The sequence below is a fragment of the Effusibacillus consociatus genome (assembly GCF_042652925.1).
In the GTDB taxonomy this organism is placed as follows: Bacteria; Bacillota; Bacilli; order Tumebacillales; family Effusibacillaceae; genus Effusibacillus; species Effusibacillus consociatus.
The window spans coordinates 1-15,041 of sequence record NZ_JBHSHC010000141.1 but is presented as its reverse complement, the minus strand read 5'-3'; the positions used below and the strand labels follow the sequence as shown (position 1 = coordinate 15,041).

14 protein-coding genes, 14 tRNA genes, 1 rRNA gene and 1 pseudogene are annotated in these 15,041 nt (G+C 48.1%); 26 read left to right on the top strand and 4 right to left on the bottom strand.

From position 1 onward, the window contains the following. Nucleotides 1-190 precede the first annotated feature (190 nt). The 15 genes from rrf (at nucleotide 191) to ACFO8Q_RS20045 (ending at nucleotide 2,048) form a co-directional block, all read left to right on the top strand. Nucleotides 191-305 (top strand): 5S ribosomal RNA (gene rrf, locus ACFO8Q_RS20115). Between the two features lie 41 nt (nucleotides 306-346). Continuing rightward, nucleotides 347-424 (top strand) — tRNA-Arg (locus ACFO8Q_RS20110). A gap of 24 nt (nucleotides 425-448) precedes the next feature. After that, nucleotides 449-536, top strand: a tRNA-Leu gene (locus ACFO8Q_RS20105). 21 nt (nucleotides 537-557) lie between these two features. Then, nucleotides 558-633, top strand: a tRNA-Lys gene (locus ACFO8Q_RS20100). A 20-nt stretch (nucleotides 634-653) separates the two neighbouring features. Continuing rightward, a tRNA-Arg gene (locus ACFO8Q_RS20095) sits at nucleotides 654-730 on the top strand. A 57-nt stretch (nucleotides 731-787) separates the two neighbouring features. Continuing rightward, nucleotides 788-864, top strand: a tRNA-Glu gene (locus ACFO8Q_RS20090). Nucleotides 865-1,010: 146 nt separating this feature from the next. Then, a tRNA-Val gene (locus ACFO8Q_RS20085) sits at nucleotides 1,011-1,086 on the top strand. 66 nt (nucleotides 1,087-1,152) lie between these two features. Beyond that, nucleotides 1,153-1,228 (top strand) — tRNA-Thr (locus tag ACFO8Q_RS20080). Nucleotides 1,229-1,236: 8 nt separating this feature from the next. Further along, nucleotides 1,237-1,321: transfer RNA gene (locus ACFO8Q_RS20075), tRNA-Tyr, on the top strand. Nucleotides 1,322-1,467: 146 nt separating this feature from the next. After that, nucleotides 1,468-1,543: transfer RNA gene (locus ACFO8Q_RS20070), tRNA-Trp, on the top strand. A 20-nt stretch (nucleotides 1,544-1,563) separates the two neighbouring features. Beyond that, nucleotides 1,564-1,639 (top strand) — tRNA-His (locus ACFO8Q_RS20065). A 58-nt stretch (nucleotides 1,640-1,697) separates the two neighbouring features. Further along, nucleotides 1,698-1,774 (top strand) — tRNA-Leu (locus tag ACFO8Q_RS20060). A 16-nt stretch (nucleotides 1,775-1,790) separates the two neighbouring features. Then, nucleotides 1,791-1,866 (top strand) — tRNA-Phe (locus ACFO8Q_RS20055). 23 nt (nucleotides 1,867-1,889) lie between these two features. Beyond that, nucleotides 1,890-1,964, top strand: a tRNA-Cys gene (locus tag ACFO8Q_RS20050). Nucleotides 1,965-1,971: 7 nt separating this feature from the next. Next, nucleotides 1,972-2,048: transfer RNA gene (locus ACFO8Q_RS20045), tRNA-Ile, on the top strand. A 65-nt stretch (nucleotides 2,049-2,113) separates the two neighbouring features. Here the strand turns inward: ACFO8Q_RS20045 and ACFO8Q_RS20040 are convergent. Next, nucleotides 2,114-2,251 carry a hypothetical protein gene (locus ACFO8Q_RS20040; RefSeq protein ID WP_380028395.1) on the bottom strand — a complete coding sequence of 46 codons (138 nt, stop codon included), beginning with the start codon at nucleotides 2,249-2,251 and terminating at the stop codon, nucleotides 2,114-2,116. A gap of 693 nt (nucleotides 2,252-2,944) precedes the next feature. Here ACFO8Q_RS20040 and ACFO8Q_RS20035 point away from each other — a divergent pair. The 3 genes from ACFO8Q_RS20035 to ACFO8Q_RS20025 all read left to right on the top strand — a co-directional run bounded on the left by ACFO8Q_RS20035 (nucleotide 2,945) and on the right by ACFO8Q_RS20025 (nucleotide 5,457). Then, nucleotides 2,945-3,046 carry an ATP-dependent Clp protease proteolytic subunit gene (locus ACFO8Q_RS20035; protein WP_380028401.1) on the top strand — a complete coding sequence of 34 codons (102 nt, stop codon included), beginning with the start codon at nucleotides 2,945-2,947 and terminating at the stop codon, nucleotides 3,044-3,046. Nucleotides 3,047-3,084: 38 nt separating this feature from the next. After that, a complete protein-coding gene (locus ACFO8Q_RS20030; RefSeq protein ID WP_380028393.1) occupies nucleotides 3,085-4,017 on the top strand; it encodes a DMT family transporter in 933 nt (310 codons plus the stop codon). A 138-nt stretch (nucleotides 4,018-4,155) separates the two neighbouring features. After that, on the top strand, nucleotides 4,156-5,457 hold the full coding sequence (locus ACFO8Q_RS20025; RefSeq protein WP_380028391.1) for an ammonium transporter: 1,302 nt from the start codon (nucleotides 4,156-4,158) through the stop codon (nucleotides 5,455-5,457). A 32-nt stretch (nucleotides 5,458-5,489) separates the two neighbouring features. On the opposite strand, the gene ACFO8Q_RS20020 is transcribed toward ACFO8Q_RS20025, so the two are convergent. Next, complete coding sequence (locus ACFO8Q_RS20020) at nucleotides 5,490-5,828, bottom strand: hypothetical protein (RefSeq protein ID WP_380028389.1); 339 nt, start codon at nucleotides 5,826-5,828, stop codon at nucleotides 5,490-5,492. A 108-nt stretch (nucleotides 5,829-5,936) separates the two neighbouring features. Further along, nucleotides 5,937-6,686, bottom strand: a complete 750-nt coding sequence (gene hemQ / locus ACFO8Q_RS20015; protein ID WP_380028387.1) for a hydrogen peroxide-dependent heme synthase — start codon at nucleotides 6,684-6,686, stop codon at nucleotides 5,937-5,939. A gap of 152 nt (nucleotides 6,687-6,838) precedes the next feature. Between hemQ and hemE the strand changes: the two genes are divergently transcribed. The 8 genes from hemE to ACFO8Q_RS19975 all read left to right on the top strand — a co-directional run bounded on the left by hemE (nucleotide 6,839) and on the right by ACFO8Q_RS19975 (nucleotide 13,477). Continuing rightward, on the top strand, nucleotides 6,839-7,879 hold the full coding sequence (gene hemE / locus ACFO8Q_RS20010) for a uroporphyrinogen decarboxylase (protein WP_380028385.1): 1,041 nt from the start codon (nucleotides 6,839-6,841) through the stop codon (nucleotides 7,877-7,879). A 13-nt stretch (nucleotides 7,880-7,892) separates the two neighbouring features. Continuing rightward, entirely contained in the window at nucleotides 7,893-8,825 is a 933-nt protein-coding gene (gene hemH, locus ACFO8Q_RS20005; protein WP_380028383.1) for a ferrochelatase, read from the top strand. A gap of 5 nt (nucleotides 8,826-8,830) precedes the next feature. After that, nucleotides 8,831-10,258 carry a protoporphyrinogen oxidase gene (hemY, locus tag ACFO8Q_RS20000; RefSeq protein ID WP_380028381.1) on the top strand — a complete coding sequence of 476 codons (1,428 nt, stop codon included), beginning with the start codon at nucleotides 8,831-8,833 and terminating at the stop codon, nucleotides 10,256-10,258. A gap of 193 nt (nucleotides 10,259-10,451) precedes the next feature. After that, on the top strand, nucleotides 10,452-11,066 hold the full coding sequence (locus ACFO8Q_RS19995) for a hypothetical protein (RefSeq protein WP_380028379.1): 615 nt from the start codon (nucleotides 10,452-10,454) through the stop codon (nucleotides 11,064-11,066). Nucleotides 11,067-11,141: 75 nt separating this feature from the next. Next, nucleotides 11,142-11,564, top strand: a complete 423-nt coding sequence (locus tag ACFO8Q_RS19990) for a DUF4395 domain-containing protein (protein ID WP_380028399.1) — start codon at nucleotides 11,142-11,144, stop codon at nucleotides 11,562-11,564. A gap of 152 nt (nucleotides 11,565-11,716) precedes the next feature. Beyond that, nucleotides 11,717-12,007: an Mpo1-like protein gene (locus ACFO8Q_RS19985; RefSeq protein ID WP_380028377.1), complete on the top strand. Its 291-nt coding sequence runs from the start codon at nucleotides 11,717-11,719 to the stop codon at nucleotides 12,005-12,007. 140 nt (nucleotides 12,008-12,147) lie between these two features. Continuing rightward, nucleotides 12,148-12,837: a Crp/Fnr family transcriptional regulator gene (locus ACFO8Q_RS19980; RefSeq protein WP_380028397.1), complete on the top strand. Its 690-nt coding sequence runs from the start codon at nucleotides 12,148-12,150 to the stop codon at nucleotides 12,835-12,837. 64 nt (nucleotides 12,838-12,901) lie between these two features. Beyond that, nucleotides 12,902-13,477, top strand: a complete 576-nt coding sequence (locus ACFO8Q_RS19975) for a hemerythrin domain-containing protein (protein WP_380028375.1) — start codon at nucleotides 12,902-12,904, stop codon at nucleotides 13,475-13,477. 58 nt (nucleotides 13,478-13,535) lie between these two features. On the opposite strand, the pseudogene ACFO8Q_RS19970 reads toward ACFO8Q_RS19975, so the two are convergent. Then, a pseudogene (locus tag ACFO8Q_RS19970) lies at nucleotides 13,536-14,945 on the bottom strand (cbb3-type cytochrome c oxidase subunit I); the annotation flags it as partial. Nucleotides 14,946-15,041: the final 96 nt, after the last annotated feature.

Genomic DNA, 15,041 nt, shown 5'->3' with positions numbered 1-15,041 from the left:
CCATCCCGAAAAAAGCAAAATAAGGGTCTGAAAGCCCCTTAAAGTTGCTGAAAGCCTCTTAAAGTGGTTGCTGAAACTCCTTTGAAGGCTCTGAAAGTCCTGAAAAGGGTCTGTAAATCCCTGATGAGGTCTGCAACCCCTTGTGGGTCTGACGGATGGATGGAAGCAAGTCGTACAACATCCCTGTATGTCTAGTGACAATGGCGGAGAGGACACACCCGTTCCCATCCCGAACACGGAAGTTAAGCTCTCCAGCGCCGATGGTACTTGGGCACGAGCCCTGGGAGAGTAGGTCGTTGCTAGGCTGTTTATTTTGTACATGTCCCAAAAGGTAGAATTCTTTTTTGTCCCAGTAGCTCAGTTTGGATAGAGCAACGGCCTTCTAAGCCGTGTGTCGGGAGTTCGAATCTCTCCTGGGACGCCAGTATCTCTCTTTGGGACGACGTTGGCTCGAATGGCGGAATCGGCAGACGCAACAGACTTAAAATCTGTCGGGAGGATCTCCCGTGCCGGTTCAAGTCCGGCTTCGAGCACCATTTATCTTTCTTTACACTTATGAGCCATTAGCTCAGTCGGTAGAGCACCTGACTTTTAATCAGGGTGTCGATGGTTCGAGTCCATCATGGCTCACCACAACAAAGCGTTAAAAACTTGTGCCCTTAGCTCAGCCGGATAGAGCGTTTGACTACGAATCAAAAGGTCGGGAGTTCGAATCTCTCAGGGCACGCCACTACATCCTTCACAGTATCTAGATTCATCGAGGGGAGTCCTAAAATTTCCATCTTTTGGCGCGTTGGAGAAGCGGCTTAACTCACCGCCCTTTCAAGGCGGCATTCACGGGTTCGAATCCCGTACGCGTCACCAAATATGTCACCCTGGAATCCTTTATCGGTGTTTCGGGGCCTCCACGACATGGCGAGACTTATGCTTTAGCATTTAGCGAGACCTTGCGCGGCCTAGCCGCGGTTCCCGTTGTTTGCTGCTCTGTCACGTCACTTCGTGGGCTTTCTGGAGGCTTAGCTCAGCTGGGAGAGCATCTGCCTTACAAGCAGAGGGTCGGCGGTTCGATCCCGTCAGCCTCCACCATTGTTTGTCCTCAACTGCAGCGTACTATGTTTCCCTGCGTTGTGCACGCGGAGACAATCATACATTGCCAGCGTAGCTCAGCAGGTAGAGCAACTGACTTGTAATCAGTAGGTCGCGGGTTCGATTCCTGTCGCTGGCTCCATGTCATTTGGAGGGATACCAAAGTGGCCAAATGGGGCGGACTGTAAATCCGTTGGCTTCGCCTTCGAAGGTTCGAATCCTTCTCCCTCCACCATTAATTCTTGAGTTCTTGGAACGAACTCTGGAAATCTGTTGTGTCCCTGCTAAATTACTTGGCTCTTTTTAGAATGTTTCCGGGGTCCCCAGAAAGTACTCGGAATAAGCTGCAACGCATTTACTTCACTTTTTGGGGTATATTCTAGGGGCATAGTTCAGTTGGTAGAACGGCGGTCTCCAAAACCGCATGTCGTGGGTTCGAGTCCTGCTGCCCCTGCCAATTTCTTTAAATTTTATATGGTGGGTGTGGCGAAGTGGTTAACGCACCGGATTGTGGCTCCGGGACTCGTGGGTTCGATTCCCATCACTCACCCCATTCATACCTCTCAAAGTTTGAGGAGCATTTATCTGTCGTTTGCGCAGAATATTTTTGGGCCGGAGTGATGGAATTGGCATACGTGCACGACTCAAAATCGTGATTTTGTGGGTTCGAGTCCCACCTCCGGCACCAACGATTGTATTGATTTGGCTCGGTAGCTCAGTCGGTAGAGCAGAGGACTGAAAATCCTCGTGTCGGCGGTTCGATTCCGTCCCGAGCCACCATCAACAAGTTATTCAGCTCATATGGCACCATAGCCAAGTGGTAAGGCAGAGGTCTGCAAAACCTTTATTCCCCGGTTCAAATCCGGGTGGTGCCTCCAACTGTGCGGGCCTATAGCTCAGCTGGCTAGAGCGCACGACTGATAATCGTGAGGTCGGTGGTTCGAGTCCACCTAGGCCCACCAAATAGAAGCACGCTGGCATTTAAGCGTGCTTTTTTGCATTTTTGGGGACCGGCTTTGTGATGGTGTCACCCTTTTATTGACGCCAACCATTCATCATAACAAGAGTCGCACAACAGCTCATTGCGTTCCTCATTTCCTTCATAAAAAGTGACCGAGTGCGGCTTGTCGATCTCGTGCTCACAATGATAACATGTGTCGTTCATTCACAGTTCCTCCCCGTGGAGATTGAACCCTTGCTTACGGAAGGGTGTTCTGTTATGTAGTTTTAACCGGTTGCACCGTTAATTCCCCTGGTAAATGTACCCATTCAAAAGAATAGGGCCGTGCACACGGGACATACCTTTCGGTGGTCAGCCATATAATCTTTTTGGGATCTGGGAAGGGAGGGATTGAGGATGTCCGCCAGAATCCATGTGTTTAGTCTAGGTTCTGTTGTCACGGCGGTTCTCGTCAGCCTGTCCTGAATCTGTTCGTTGATTTTGGTTCCGCTCAGTTTGGGTGGCATTTCAAGTGCGTGGCTTGTCTTTGCAAGCACCTACAAGGTGCATCTGTTTATCGCTACGATTGTTTTCACCGGGTTGGCTCATTTCTATATATTGAGCCGGAAAGATGCAAGACCCGGCGTGAAGAAGCTGTTATGGCTGTCGACTCTCACCTCTTTTGCGTTATTGCTGTACTCAATCCTAAATGGGATCTTCTAAGGTGGATCGATTGTTTGCGGTCCGCTTTTTTTGAGCGGGTGAGCAGAAGATGGCACACGAAATCCTCGAGTCCACATAGTCGAATCACCAGATCAAGCAATGGTCCTGTTGACCCCGCTTCATTCGGAAATTCTGATGCATCCTGATTGAGCCTGCTTCAGCAGCAGAAATAGCGCGAGTTATGAACGAAACTCCATAACGTGTGAAGTATCAGAGGACACGGACCGGGATTATTATATGTCGGCTCAAGAAGCGAAAGAGTATCGGATGATCGACAAAGTGATCGAGAAGGTCTAAAATTCAAGAAGGGAAAACTATTGGGAAGAGGGCTCAAAATGCAGGCGATCATTCTTGGCATACTGGCGTCTTTATTTTTTGCCGTAACTTTCGTGCTGAATCGGGCGATGGATCTCCAGGGCGGCAGCTGGATTTGGAGCGCTTCCTTGAGATATTTTTTTATGGTGCCGTTTTTGTTATTGATTGTTGCGGTACGTGGCAATTTGGTTCCCTTATTGCAAGACTTAAGGAAACGACCGTGGGTTTGGATCACTTGGAGCTTTGTCGGGTTTGGTCTGTTCTATGCACCTCTGTGCATTGCGGCCGCATATGGACCTTCATGGTTACTTGCTGGAACCTGGCAAATTACGATTGTTGCCGGTTCCTTGCTGGTGCCCTTTTTGGGGCAAAGAATTCCGGTTCGGGGCCTGATGATGTCGCTTATTATTCTCATTGGCGTAGGCTTCATGCAGGCGCAAGAGGCGGGGCACGTTGGCGCGAGTGAGCTGCTTTTTGGTATCCTGCCGATACTTGTGGCCGCATTTGCCTATCCTTTGGGAAATCGAAAGATGATGGACGCTTGTGAAGGAAGATTGGATGCCTATCAACGAGTCCTTGGGATGACCCTTGCGAGTATGCCGCTGTGGATCATTTTATCGATTTATGCTCTGTTTTCAGTCGGAGCTCCAAGTGGAGGGCAAACGGTTCAAACACTGATCGTGGCAATCAGTTCCGGTGTGATTGCAACCGTGTTGTTTTTTAAAGCCACAGACCTTGTTCGCGGGAATGTGCAAAAGCTCGCGGCGGTAGAAGCCACTCAAGCTGGAGAAGTGATTTTTGCGGTGGCAGGTGAATTGTTGATTTTGTCAGGTTCTGTTCCGTCCGCTTGGTCGGTGGCTGGAATGTGTCTCGTAATGACCGGTATGGTGCTTCACAGTTATGTATCCCATGCAAAAGAGATAAAATTGCCGCAACAAAATATTGGCGCTTAGGTTTAACGGAAGTTCTAGCCCTCGACCATTGAGGGCTTTTTGTTAATCTTTTCATGTCATCAATGCTCACATGTTACGTTGACAAAGCTAACATTATAATGGTAATCTAAGATAAATTGATTTAAGGGAGAGAGAAACGTGGACCTGCAAGCTTTGTCGTTGGGGATGAATACAATCTGGGTAGTTTTGACTGCGGCTATGATCTTCCTGATGGAGGGTGGATTTGCTCTCCTGGAGGCAGGGTTTGTCCGGTCAAAAAATAATGTCTCGATTATCATGAAAGTATTTGTTGACATGGTGTTTGGCGTTCTCGCATTTTTCGCCGTTGGATTCGGAATCATGTTTGGGGTTGATAAACTGGGGCTGTTCGGTACGAATGGATTTGCCCTGCAGGGAAGTCTCGAACACCTCGGATTATCGGTGCCATCTGAAGCGTTTTGGTTGTTTCAAGCGGCATTCGTAGTGGCAGCCATTAGTATCGTGAGCGGTGCGATTGCGGAACGAATGAATTTTAAGGCTTATATTCTTTTTGCGGTTGTAATGGCCGCTGTTATATATCCGCTGTCTGGACATTGGGTTTGGGGAATAGACGGCTGGCTGGCAAAATTGGGGATGAAAGACTTCGCCGGTTCCGCGGCAATCCATGCGATGGCAGGTTTTGCAGCTCTGGCCGCTGCACGTTTGGTCGGGGCTCGGATCGGAAAGTTTAATGAAGATGGCACGGTAAACGTGATTGCTCCGAGCAATCTGCCGCTGGCAGCAATGGGGACGTTTGTGTTGTGGTTTGGTTGGTTCGGATTTAACGCCGGGAGCACGCTGAATGCTACGGCTTCCAATATTGGTTCGATCGCATCTGTGACTTTGCTTGCATCTGCAGCAGGTGGAGCTTCGGCAATGTTGTACACACTGTTTAAAACGGGAAAAGCCGACCCTGCCTTTACCATTAACGGTGTACTCGCGGGATTGGTTGCAATTACTGCCGGGTGTGCGTTTGTAGGTCCTTTCAGTGCATTAGTCATTGGAGCATTTGCGGGAGTCCTTATGATTTGGGCAACCGGTTGGGTCGATCGCATGAAGGTGGATGATCCGGTTGGAGCGGTTGCGGTTCATGGATTTAACGGGGCATTTGGAGCTATAGCGGTAGGTTTGTTTGCGATTGACGGCGGACTGTTGACCACGGGCGGTTGGAATCTGTTGGGAGCGCAGGTTTTGGGAACAGTCGTTGTGAGTGTATGGGGCTATCTTGCAACAGCCGGAACACTGAAACTGATTGATAAAGTCGTTTCTATCCGAGTGTCGGTGGAAGAGGAACTGGCAGGATTGGATCTCAGTTACCATGGAACAGCAGCATACAGTGAACTGAATGCGGATATGCCTGCGTTTCCGCTTGAAGTACCGCAGATACAGCAGGGAAAAGGCAGCGAAGCAGTCAGAGTCTAAAAAGATAGGTGTTCAATAACACCTGTCTCTATTTACAAGCCAAGCATTCGAAGCTCTTGCTTGACCCACTGATTGATTTTGTGAACAGATGTTTCTGAAAGCTTGTCATTTTCCTGAATCAGGATTGGGCCCACGGGGCTGGCTGTCACGCAAAACAGGTTATTCAAAACATTCCGGTACCTGCCGTATGTACGAAGCATAAACAGTGTATTCGGGGTTTTCGCTTCAAAAAACAACATCACATGCTGCCCGTTCGATAGCGACACGACGTTGGATTTGGAAGCCGTTTTTTTCTCTTGATTAATATAGCCGGCATGGATGGACAATCCGGGATCACTGTAGAATTCTTTAAGGAGAATGACTTCGTACACTTGGATCCGCCTTTCAGGTAACATTATTCAAATTGTACCTGAAAGGGCACAATTCGTACAGATTAAAAAACCCGTCGGCCACCATTGGCCGGGCGGGTTTTCGCATTCTTATCCCACTTCCATATATTTTGTGAGCTGCTCTTCGGTAATTCGGCTTCCTACGAGGAATTCACCAAATTCTCCGTAACGGGCGCTGACTTCGTCAAACCGCATTTCGGTCACAATCTTTTTGAATTGGATCGGATCGTCAGCGAAGAGCGTGACACCCCATTCCCAATCATCGAATCCGGTGGAACCGGAAATAATTTGGGTGATTTTTCCCGCGTATTTGCGGCCGGTCATGCCATGCGCTTTCATCAGTTCGCGGCGTTGTTCCATCGGGAGCATGTACCAGTTGTCGTTGCCTTCCCGTTTTTTGTTCATCGGATAGAAGCAAACGTTGTTCGTCTTTGGTAAAATCGGATACAGCCGATTTTGGACAACCGGATCTTCATATGGGTCGACTCCTTCTTTTGGCAGATAGTTGCCCAATTCTACAACAGATACATAGGAGTAGCTCGGAATGAGGAATTCGGCAAAACGGGTTTTGTTTAGAGCCGTTTCGGTCTCACCCAGTTCTTCCAAGGTGGGACGAAGGTTCAGGAAAAGCAGATCTGCCTTTTGTCCGACGATGGTGTACCATCCGGTGCTTCCTTTTTTCTGCTCCTCAACAGAACTCCATTCCCGGAGCAGAGTGAGCAGCTCATCGAGAACGGACTGACGTTCTTCTGTATTCAGAGCTTTCCAGCTCGCCCAGTCAATCGTGCGGTAATCGTGGAGGACGTACCAGCCGTCCAATGTATGTAACACTTCGCTCATATCGGATTCACTCCTTGTGTTTGATGTTTCGGGATTAAGTATACCATACTGCGGATGAGCTTCAATAATGGCGTCACAAGAAGTTCATTTGCTTAGAATACTTCTTTAAGGTATAACAAAGATGGACTCTAAAATTGTAAAGTGGTGAAATTATGACTTTTAACGATAATTTTTTGCGTGCTTGTCGAAAAGAACCTGTGGATCACGTTCCCGTGTGGTATATGCGGCAAGCCGGCCGTTACCAGCCAGAATACCGAAAAGTTCGTGAGAAGTACAGCTTAATGGAAATTTGTGAACTCCCGGAGGTATGTGCGGAAGTAACCCTTCTCCCGGTCCGTCAGCTGAACACGGATGCGGCGATACTATTTTCCGACATTATGATTCCGGTGAAAGCGATGGGAATTGATGTAGATATAAAGGGTGGCTACGGTCCTGTTATCGCAAACCCGATCAAAGAAGCTGCGGATGTGCAGCGTCTTCGGGACTTGGATCCGGAGGCCGATCTTCCAAAAACGATGGACACGATACGCATTCTGCACCGGGAACTGAATGTGCCGTTGATCGGATTCGCAGGAGCACCGTTTACACTGGCCAGTTATATGATTGAGGGTGGCCCTTCCAAGAACTACTATAAAACCAAGCAGATGATGTATGCTGCACCGGAAGTATGGAATGCGTTGATGGACAAGCTAGGCGACATGATCATTACATATATGAAGGCCCAGGTGAAGGCAGGAGCCCAAGCAGTCCAGATATTTGACAGCTGGATCGGCAGCTTGTCGCCAAGTGATTATCGCCGGTATGTGTTTCCGACCATGAAAAAGATTTTCGAGGCGCTCAAGGGAATAGGAGCTCCTACTATTTACTTTGGCATTAATACCGGGGAATTGTTGTCTGTGTGGAAGGAGCTTCCCGTCGATGTGATCGGTGTGGACTGGCGTGTTCCTCTGGATTCCGCTCGGGCCCGTGTCGGATCCGACTTTGCTCTTCAGGGCAACTTGGATCCCGCCCTGCTGCTTGCTCCATGGGATGTGATCGAGCGGAACGCGAAGGAAATCCTGGATATGGGAATGGCGCAACCCGGCTATATTTTCAATCTCGGGCATGGTGTCTTCCCGGAAGTGAAAGGCGAAACTCTGCAAAAACTGACCGAATTCGTTCATCAATACAGCTCTTCGAAATTGAAGAGGTAGTGAGGCGATTCCAATGAGCAAAAAAGCAGTGGGCGTCCTGGCAATGGCCTACGGGACGCCTTCCAGTTTGGATGAGGTAGAAGAATACTACACCCACATTCGCCGTGGCCGGAAACCTTCTGAGGACCAATTGGCGGAGTTGGTTGAAAGATACAAAACCATCGGTGGCTTGTCCCCGCTGAACGAGATTACCCGTAAACAGACGGAAGGACTCGAACGGATCCTTAACGACAACGGGGGCGATATGACATATCGGGTTTATATCGGGATGAAGCACGCAAAACCGTTTATTGAGGATACGGTCAAGCAAATGGTGAAGGATGGGATTCAGGAAGCTGTCGGATTCGTCTATGCACCCCATTATTCAGCCATGAGCATTGGCAGTTATATTTCCGCTGCAAAAAAAGGGGCTGAGCAGCACGGTGGCCCTGAATTTTCATTTGTACACCAGTGGCACATGCAGCCGCAGTTTCTGCAAGCAGTGACAGAAAGGCTGCGGTACGCATTTGCCCAATTCCCTGAAGAGGAGAGGGATCAGGTTCGTTTGCTGTTTACAGCACACAGTCTGCCGGAACGAATCTTGGAGATGAACGATCCCTATCCGGAACAATTGCGGGAGACCGCTGCCGAATTGGCGAAGAGAATCGAACATTCCAATTGGGGAGTGGCATGGCAAAGCGCGGGACGAACACCTGAACCGTGGCTCGGACCCGATGTCCTGGATGTGCTGCGTGACTTGGCCGACCAGGGAACCCGATCCGTTGTGATTTGCCCGGTGGGTTTTGTGGCAGACCATCTGGAGGTTCTTTACGATATCGATGTAGAGTGCCAGGTGTTAGCGAAAGAAGTTGGACTCAAAGTGGTCCGCACCGAGATGCTGAATGCGGCTGAAGATTTTCTGCAGGCGTTGGCGACAGTCGTTCGGGATCATACGAAAAAGGATTGATCGGTGTGACGGGTGAAAAAACGGTCATTGTAATCGGTGGAGGCATCACAGGTTTAAGCGCTGCCTATTATTTGCAAAAACAGGCTCGCGAGACAGGAATTTCGCTTCGCGTTCTTTTGTTTGAGCGGGATGCGCGGGTTGGAGGAAAAATTGAAACTGAAGTATTCAATGGTTTCGTTGTGGAAAAAGGTCCGGATTCGTTTCTTGCCCGAAAAACGGCCGCGGTCAATTTGTGCCGTGAACTCGGATTGGAAGATGATCTTGTAGGTACAAACCCGGATAACAAGCAAACCTACATTTTGCACAAGGGCAAATTGCATCGAATTCCGGCCGGGTTAAATATAGGAATTCCCACTCAGTTCCTTCCTTTTGCCACAACCGGCCTGCTTTCCATGTCAGCCAAGGTGCGCGCTGCCATGGATTTGGTAATGCCGCGGAGTAAAGTTACGGGGGATCAGTCCCTCGGAGGGTTTCTTGCCCGAAGACTGGGTGACGAAGTGGTAGATCACATGGCGGAACCGCTTCTGGCCGGGATTTATGCAGGGAATTCCCGCAACCTGAGTTTACGGGCCACTTTTCCACAGTTTGAGTCGCTTGAGAAAAAACATGGCAGTCTGATACTTGGTATGTTGGCCCAAGCGAAACAAGCCCACGCCAACCAGTCTCTGCCCCACTCGATGTTTTTGTCATTGCGTGGGGGCCTGATTCAACTGGTGGATAAATTGGCGGAGGTTCTCGGTCCGGAGGTCATCAGGACTTCGATCGGTGTACGGGAGATCAAAAAGGGGACAAATGAAAACAATCAACCTCCCTATGAGCTGATTTTGGAGAACGGAGACAAATTTGAAGCAGATGCGGTAGTGGTGACTGTTCCAGCTTTTGAATCTGCCCGAATGCTGCCGCAATCCTTTGAACCTGCTGCGACGTTAGAGAAAATTCCTTATGCATCCGTCGCAACTGCGGTCATGGCGTTTCCCGCCGCTTCCATTACCTATCCGCTGGATGGTACCGGTTTTGTAGTACCGAAGAAAGAAGGACGAACCATCACTGCCTGCACCTGGGTTTCTTCCAAATGGATGCATACAGCTCCGCCGGATCAAGTATTGATTCGCTGTTACGTAGGGCGGGCCGGAGATGAGGAGATCGTGGACGAGTCGGATGAATCCATTCTCACAAAGGTTCGGCAAGATCTGAAGGACATCATGGGAATCGAGGCCGAGGCGATTTATACAAGTATTACCCGCTGGCGGAAGTCAATGCCGCAGTACACGGTAGGACATCTGGATCGTTTGAATGCGTTTGAGAAAGAAGCAACCAAGCAGCTCCCCGGATTGTTTTTTGCCGGAGCGGGCTTCACAGGCTTGGGAATTCCGGACTGTATTCAACAGGGAAAAGAGGCGGCAGCAAGAGTACTGGAGTTGAACGGTGTTTAACCGCGACGAAGATTCGATTGTTGAACCGCACCCCAAGTGAACCGCTTATGCGAATCACTTGGGGTGTTGCGATGCAGCCGATTTTTTCCGACAAAAATAAACGTTTTTCATCAAAGGATTCGACAGGTAAAATTTCGAATACTTTAAAGAGTTCAAAAGAGAGACCCATACTTCCTGAGAGAAGGGAAATGATATGAGCGGAAACTTTTTTGACACCTATAAGGAGTTTATTGTCATTCCTGCAGATGATCAAAAACAGTATGAGGAAGAATTTGCACCTGAACACTATGCCCAACATTTTATCATAACGCTTTCGCTGTATGATTCCCATATACTCTGCTGGAGGGAAGCAAGCAAATATGAAATCGAAATCGAAAAAAGCATTCAGAAGGTAGTGGAAGAATTCAATCAAGAAGAAAAGGGATCTTATCACCTTCAAATTCTTGAGCTTGACGAAGATAAGCCGTATTTTGTCCTGGCTTTATCCTGTAAAACAAAGACACAAAACGAGGAAGAAGTAAAGAATACGATTTCCTACCTTTTGGAATGGAAGCTTGCAAATGCTCTTTATGTTGGAGAATACTGGTTCCGGCTGATTGGTGAGAAAGGGAGAATAAAGCGCAAGCTTTTCAGTTTTGCATGCAAAGAATATACAGTATGCACTCCGCCAAGTCCTTCCGAAAATTCTTTGTTCAACACTTCAGAGGGAGGCAGGACCAACGAAAAAATGATCCCGCATCAACGACCGTTTAAATTCAAAGGCAAGATAATCAACAGCAGCAGAAAAAAGAAGCTTCAGAAGCAGTAAAAGTGCAATGAACTTTTCCGCGAATTTTTTGTATGGTAGAATCAGAGTAAACAGGGTGGAAAAGTGGTGATAAAAATGAAGGGGATACCGATTCCATTTGTCCGTGCGAATCAATGGTTTCTCGTTCTTTCTGTACTTGGAGTTATTATCTTCAAGCAATATTGGATTCTGGTCGTACCGTTTGGTTTGGGTCTGTACAGTTTGATTACCGGGCGGAATCCGATTTTTCGCTTAATTCCGCCGTTTCTGAGGAAGCCGTTATCTGATTACAGGATGGAAGATCCGGACCAGCAGCGATTCAACCAGTGGATAGCGGTGGTTTGTTTGGCTCTAAGTCTGATTTTCTTTATGCTTGGGATGCCCGGATTCGGATTTGCGTTTGCAGGGATGGTGGCCGTTGCGGCCCTAGTTGCAATCATGGGCTTTTGTGTAGGATGCTTCATCCGTTTCCAGTTCGTACGGTGGAAACATCGTCGCAAGCAAAAGAAGACTGTATAGCAATTAAGCAGAATGGTGCTGACTAACAAGTCAATAAAGTCATTGCTGAGAGAATGTGCGTAAATTAGGATTGGTAATACTGTCCTGACCGGTCAGTTTTATGCTAAAATATAAATAGAATTTTCGCGCATTTCAAAGGGATGGTGATTTTCATGGCTGAACTGTCTTTTTTGGAACGTTATAAAAGGGATCATCAACATCCGGTCAATAAGTTTACGCATGCCATTGGGATTCCGATGATCGTTGTGTCATTGCCGCTTTTTCTCTGGGATTGGAAGTGGGCGCTGTCGTTGTTTATCGTGGGATGGATCCTACAGTTTGTCGGCCATTACTTTGAAGGAAATCCGCCCTCCTTCTTAAAAAATCCGGTCTTCCTGCTCGTCGGTCCCTGGTGGATTGTGAAACGGTTTTGGGGGTTCATCACGGGAAAACCTTTAAAGTAACAAAAGCGGCATGCCTTGATTAAGGCAATGCCGCTTTTGTGTTGTACAGTGAAAAGAATCAGGGAAATCCCTGATCTTTTTTGAAAAGTTTTTGGGATAAAATGAACTCATCAAACAGCGAGTAAGGAGAATGACCCGTGATGAAACAAAATTCCCTGGAGTTATTACGGCGGATTTCATTCTTCCGTGATTTAAGTGACAAGGAACTAAAAAAGATCGACCAGCTCTTGATCAGCCGTACAATGGCGGAACGAATGATTGTATTTATGCAGGGAGAACCCCTTGAATACGTGTATTTCATTGCTGGTGGGAAAGTGAAAATCTACCGAACGGATGAACACGGCCGTGAGCAGATTGTGAATGTCCTGCAAACTGGGGACATGTTTCCCCATGCCGGTTTTTTTCAAAATGTCGCCTATCGGGCCAATGCGGTGATGATTGAAAAAGGGGTTTTGCTCGCTCTCCCTACTTCGAGGTTCCGGCAGTGGCTTGAATCAAACCCGGCATTGTGTTTAAGGTTTATGGCAATTATGGAAAGCAAAATCATCGAGCTGCAAGGCAGGCTGGAAGAAATGGTAATGCATGATACTTTTGGCCGAGTTGTACTGCTGCTGATTCGTTTGTCCCGAATCCACGGGATCCCTGACGGGGAGTATATTCGTTTGAACGTGCCATTTACCAATCAAGAACTGGCAAATATGATCGGCACCTCCAGGGAAACCGTGAGCCGTACCCTCAGTCAATTGAAAAAGGATAAGGCACTTGAAACCACTCCGACACACCAGTTGCGGCTCCATCTTGAACGCCTTGAAAAACAGTTGCGGATTTAAGCTTGGAGGTCGGAGGGTGTGACATTTTTAACAGCCATCCGTCCGAACCGGATGTACAATCACCATGAAACCTCAAAAAAATGAAGGAGTGATTGGCATGTTTTCCAATGAAGGTTGTATGGGACATCTGGCCGGGGCCGGAATCGAAAAATACTGCACTGCCATTCAACGGCTGTTTGATGAACATCCCCCACTGCGAGCGAAAATGGAGCAATTGATATTGAAAGCAAAGCGCGTAATGAAAGAGAATGAAGATGGGGTTGCATCAGGCATTCAGGAACTGCTTGAAATGGAAAGCAGCTTTAAAGAAGAATTGGAGATTCACTCGGATAAGGAAGAAAAAGGTTTGTTTCCGCTCGTGGGCCGACATATCGGGACCCAATTCGGCCCAATCGCGGTAATGGAATATGAACACAGCGAGGCAAAGAAGAATCTGGCAGCTTTTGAGGAACTCGCACGAAATGCCCAAAATGAACCGACTCAGGAAGAAGCTGGGAGGATTACTGCTCCGCTGATTACGGCCATTCACATTCTGCTCGATCATTTTCTTAAAGAAGAAAACGTCTTATTCCCGATGGCAGAGAACATTCTTACCTCCGATGAAAAGGAGGAGTTGCTTGGAATCATTCAAGCAGGCTGACCGCTATACAAAAACCGGACCCGCATCAGCCGCGAGTCCGGTTTTTGTATGAGGTCAACTATTTTTTGTCAGCCGGTCGAAGATTTCGCATTGCTTTGAACATGAAAAGCACTAACGGGATAATACCCAGCAGGAAGAGGGAGTCTGGGATGATTCGCAGCCAGAGCAGCAAGTTCACGGTTGAATCTTGATAGAACTCGAAAGATCGGGCGGCCCAGAATCCATCTTGATAAGATTTCTTCAACTGCAGGAATCCTACAGGGAGCAAGGTGATCAGAATCATTCCTGCAAGACGGATGTTCAGCGCCCAAACGGAAAACTTCTCGAGCCTTTCACTCCACGCCTCCGGTTTTACAAGGTTTCGCATCGTGTAGAGCATGATTGCAACCGAGAAGAATCCATATACACCGACCATTGCACCATGACCATGCGTAGGTGTCAATTGCGAACCGTGTTCAAAGTAACTTACAATCGGCATGTTGATTAAGAATCCCAGTCCGCCGGCACCGGCAAGGTTCCAAATTGCTACCGAGATGAGGAAGCAGAAGGAACCTTTGTACGGGAAATCAGCGCCGCCTTCTTTCATCATCTTATATTGACCCCATGCTTCGAGAATCAAGAGAGTCAACGGGATTACTTCCAATGCCGAAAATACGGCCCCAAGCGCGAGCCAGAAATCGGGAGCCCCAATCCAGTAGTAATGGTGACCTGTACCTATTACACCGCTTCCCAGCAGGATTATGAACTGGAAGAGAAGAGCGCGTACCGTGGATTGTCTGGTTACGAGCCCCATTTGAACCATTAAAAATCCGATCACAACAACCGCGAATACTTCGAAAATCCCTTCCACCCAAAGGTGAATGATCCACCAACGCCAGTAGTCGGCATACGTGAGATGTGTGCCCGGATTAATGAAGAACGCGAAGAGGTAGAAGAATACCACCGCAATGGAACTGTAGAATAACAGGTGAACCAGCCCGCCCTTGTCGGTTTCCGACTTCAGAGCATCTTTCAAACCGCGTCCCACAATGAACAACCAAATTGCAAGACCTGTTGCCAACAGTATCTGCCAGATGCGTCCGAGCTCAAGATATTCCCAACCTTGATGTCCGAGCAAGAACCATAAGTTTCCGAGATATCCTTTCACACCAAGCCATTCACCGACCATGCTGCCGGCAACCACAATAATCAAAGCCCCGAACAAAATATCTACCAGAATCCCTTGTCCTTTTGGCTCTCGGCCGCTTACTAGCGGAGCCACATAAATTCCCATAGCCAACCAGGCGGTAGCAATCCAGAAGATTGCGAGTTGAAGGTGATAGCCTTTGGCCACACCGAACGGCAGAAGAGTGGAGATGTCGTACCCGTAAAAGCCGTTTCCTTCCACATAATAGTGGGCGAGAACTGCTCCAAGCAGTGCCTGAACAAGGAACAGCAGCGTAACGACTAAAAAGTACTTGGCCGCTTTTCGCTAGCTTGGGTAAATCGTTAGGTTCTTAAATTCAAAGATCTTCGAAAAGTGGAAAGAAACTCGTAAAAACCTTGAAAAGACAGCGTTAAAGCA

Coding starts and splice junctions, on each gene's coding strand:
- hemQ (WP_380028387.1), bottom strand. CDS start 6,686: ATGAGCGAAGTGTTACATACATTGGACGGCTGGTACGTCCTCCACGAT.
- ACFO8Q_RS19975 (WP_380028375.1), top strand. CDS start 12,902: ATGAAACCTCAAAAAAATGAAGGAGTGATTGGCATGTTTTCCAATGAA.
- ACFO8Q_RS19990 (WP_380028399.1), top strand. CDS start 11,142: ATGAAGGGGATACCGATTCCATTTGTCCGTGCGAATCAATGGTTTCTC.
- ACFO8Q_RS20040 (WP_380028395.1), bottom strand. CDS start 2,251: ATGAACGACACATGTTATCATTGTGAGCACGAGATCGACAAGCCGCAC.
- ACFO8Q_RS19980 (WP_380028397.1), top strand. CDS start 12,148: ATGAAACAAAATTCCCTGGAGTTATTACGGCGGATTTCATTCTTCCGT.
- ACFO8Q_RS19985 (WP_380028377.1), top strand. CDS start 11,717: ATGGCTGAACTGTCTTTTTTGGAACGTTATAAAAGGGATCATCAACAT.
- ACFO8Q_RS20030 (WP_380028393.1), top strand. CDS start 3,085: ATGCAGGCGATCATTCTTGGCATACTGGCGTCTTTATTTTTTGCCGTA.
- ACFO8Q_RS19995 (WP_380028379.1), top strand. CDS start 10,452: ATGAGCGGAAACTTTTTTGACACCTATAAGGAGTTTATTGTCATTCCT.
- hemH (WP_380028383.1), top strand. CDS start 7,893: ATGAGCAAAAAAGCAGTGGGCGTCCTGGCAATGGCCTACGGGACGCCT.
- hemE (WP_380028385.1), top strand. CDS start 6,839: ATGACTTTTAACGATAATTTTTTGCGTGCTTGTCGAAAAGAACCTGTG.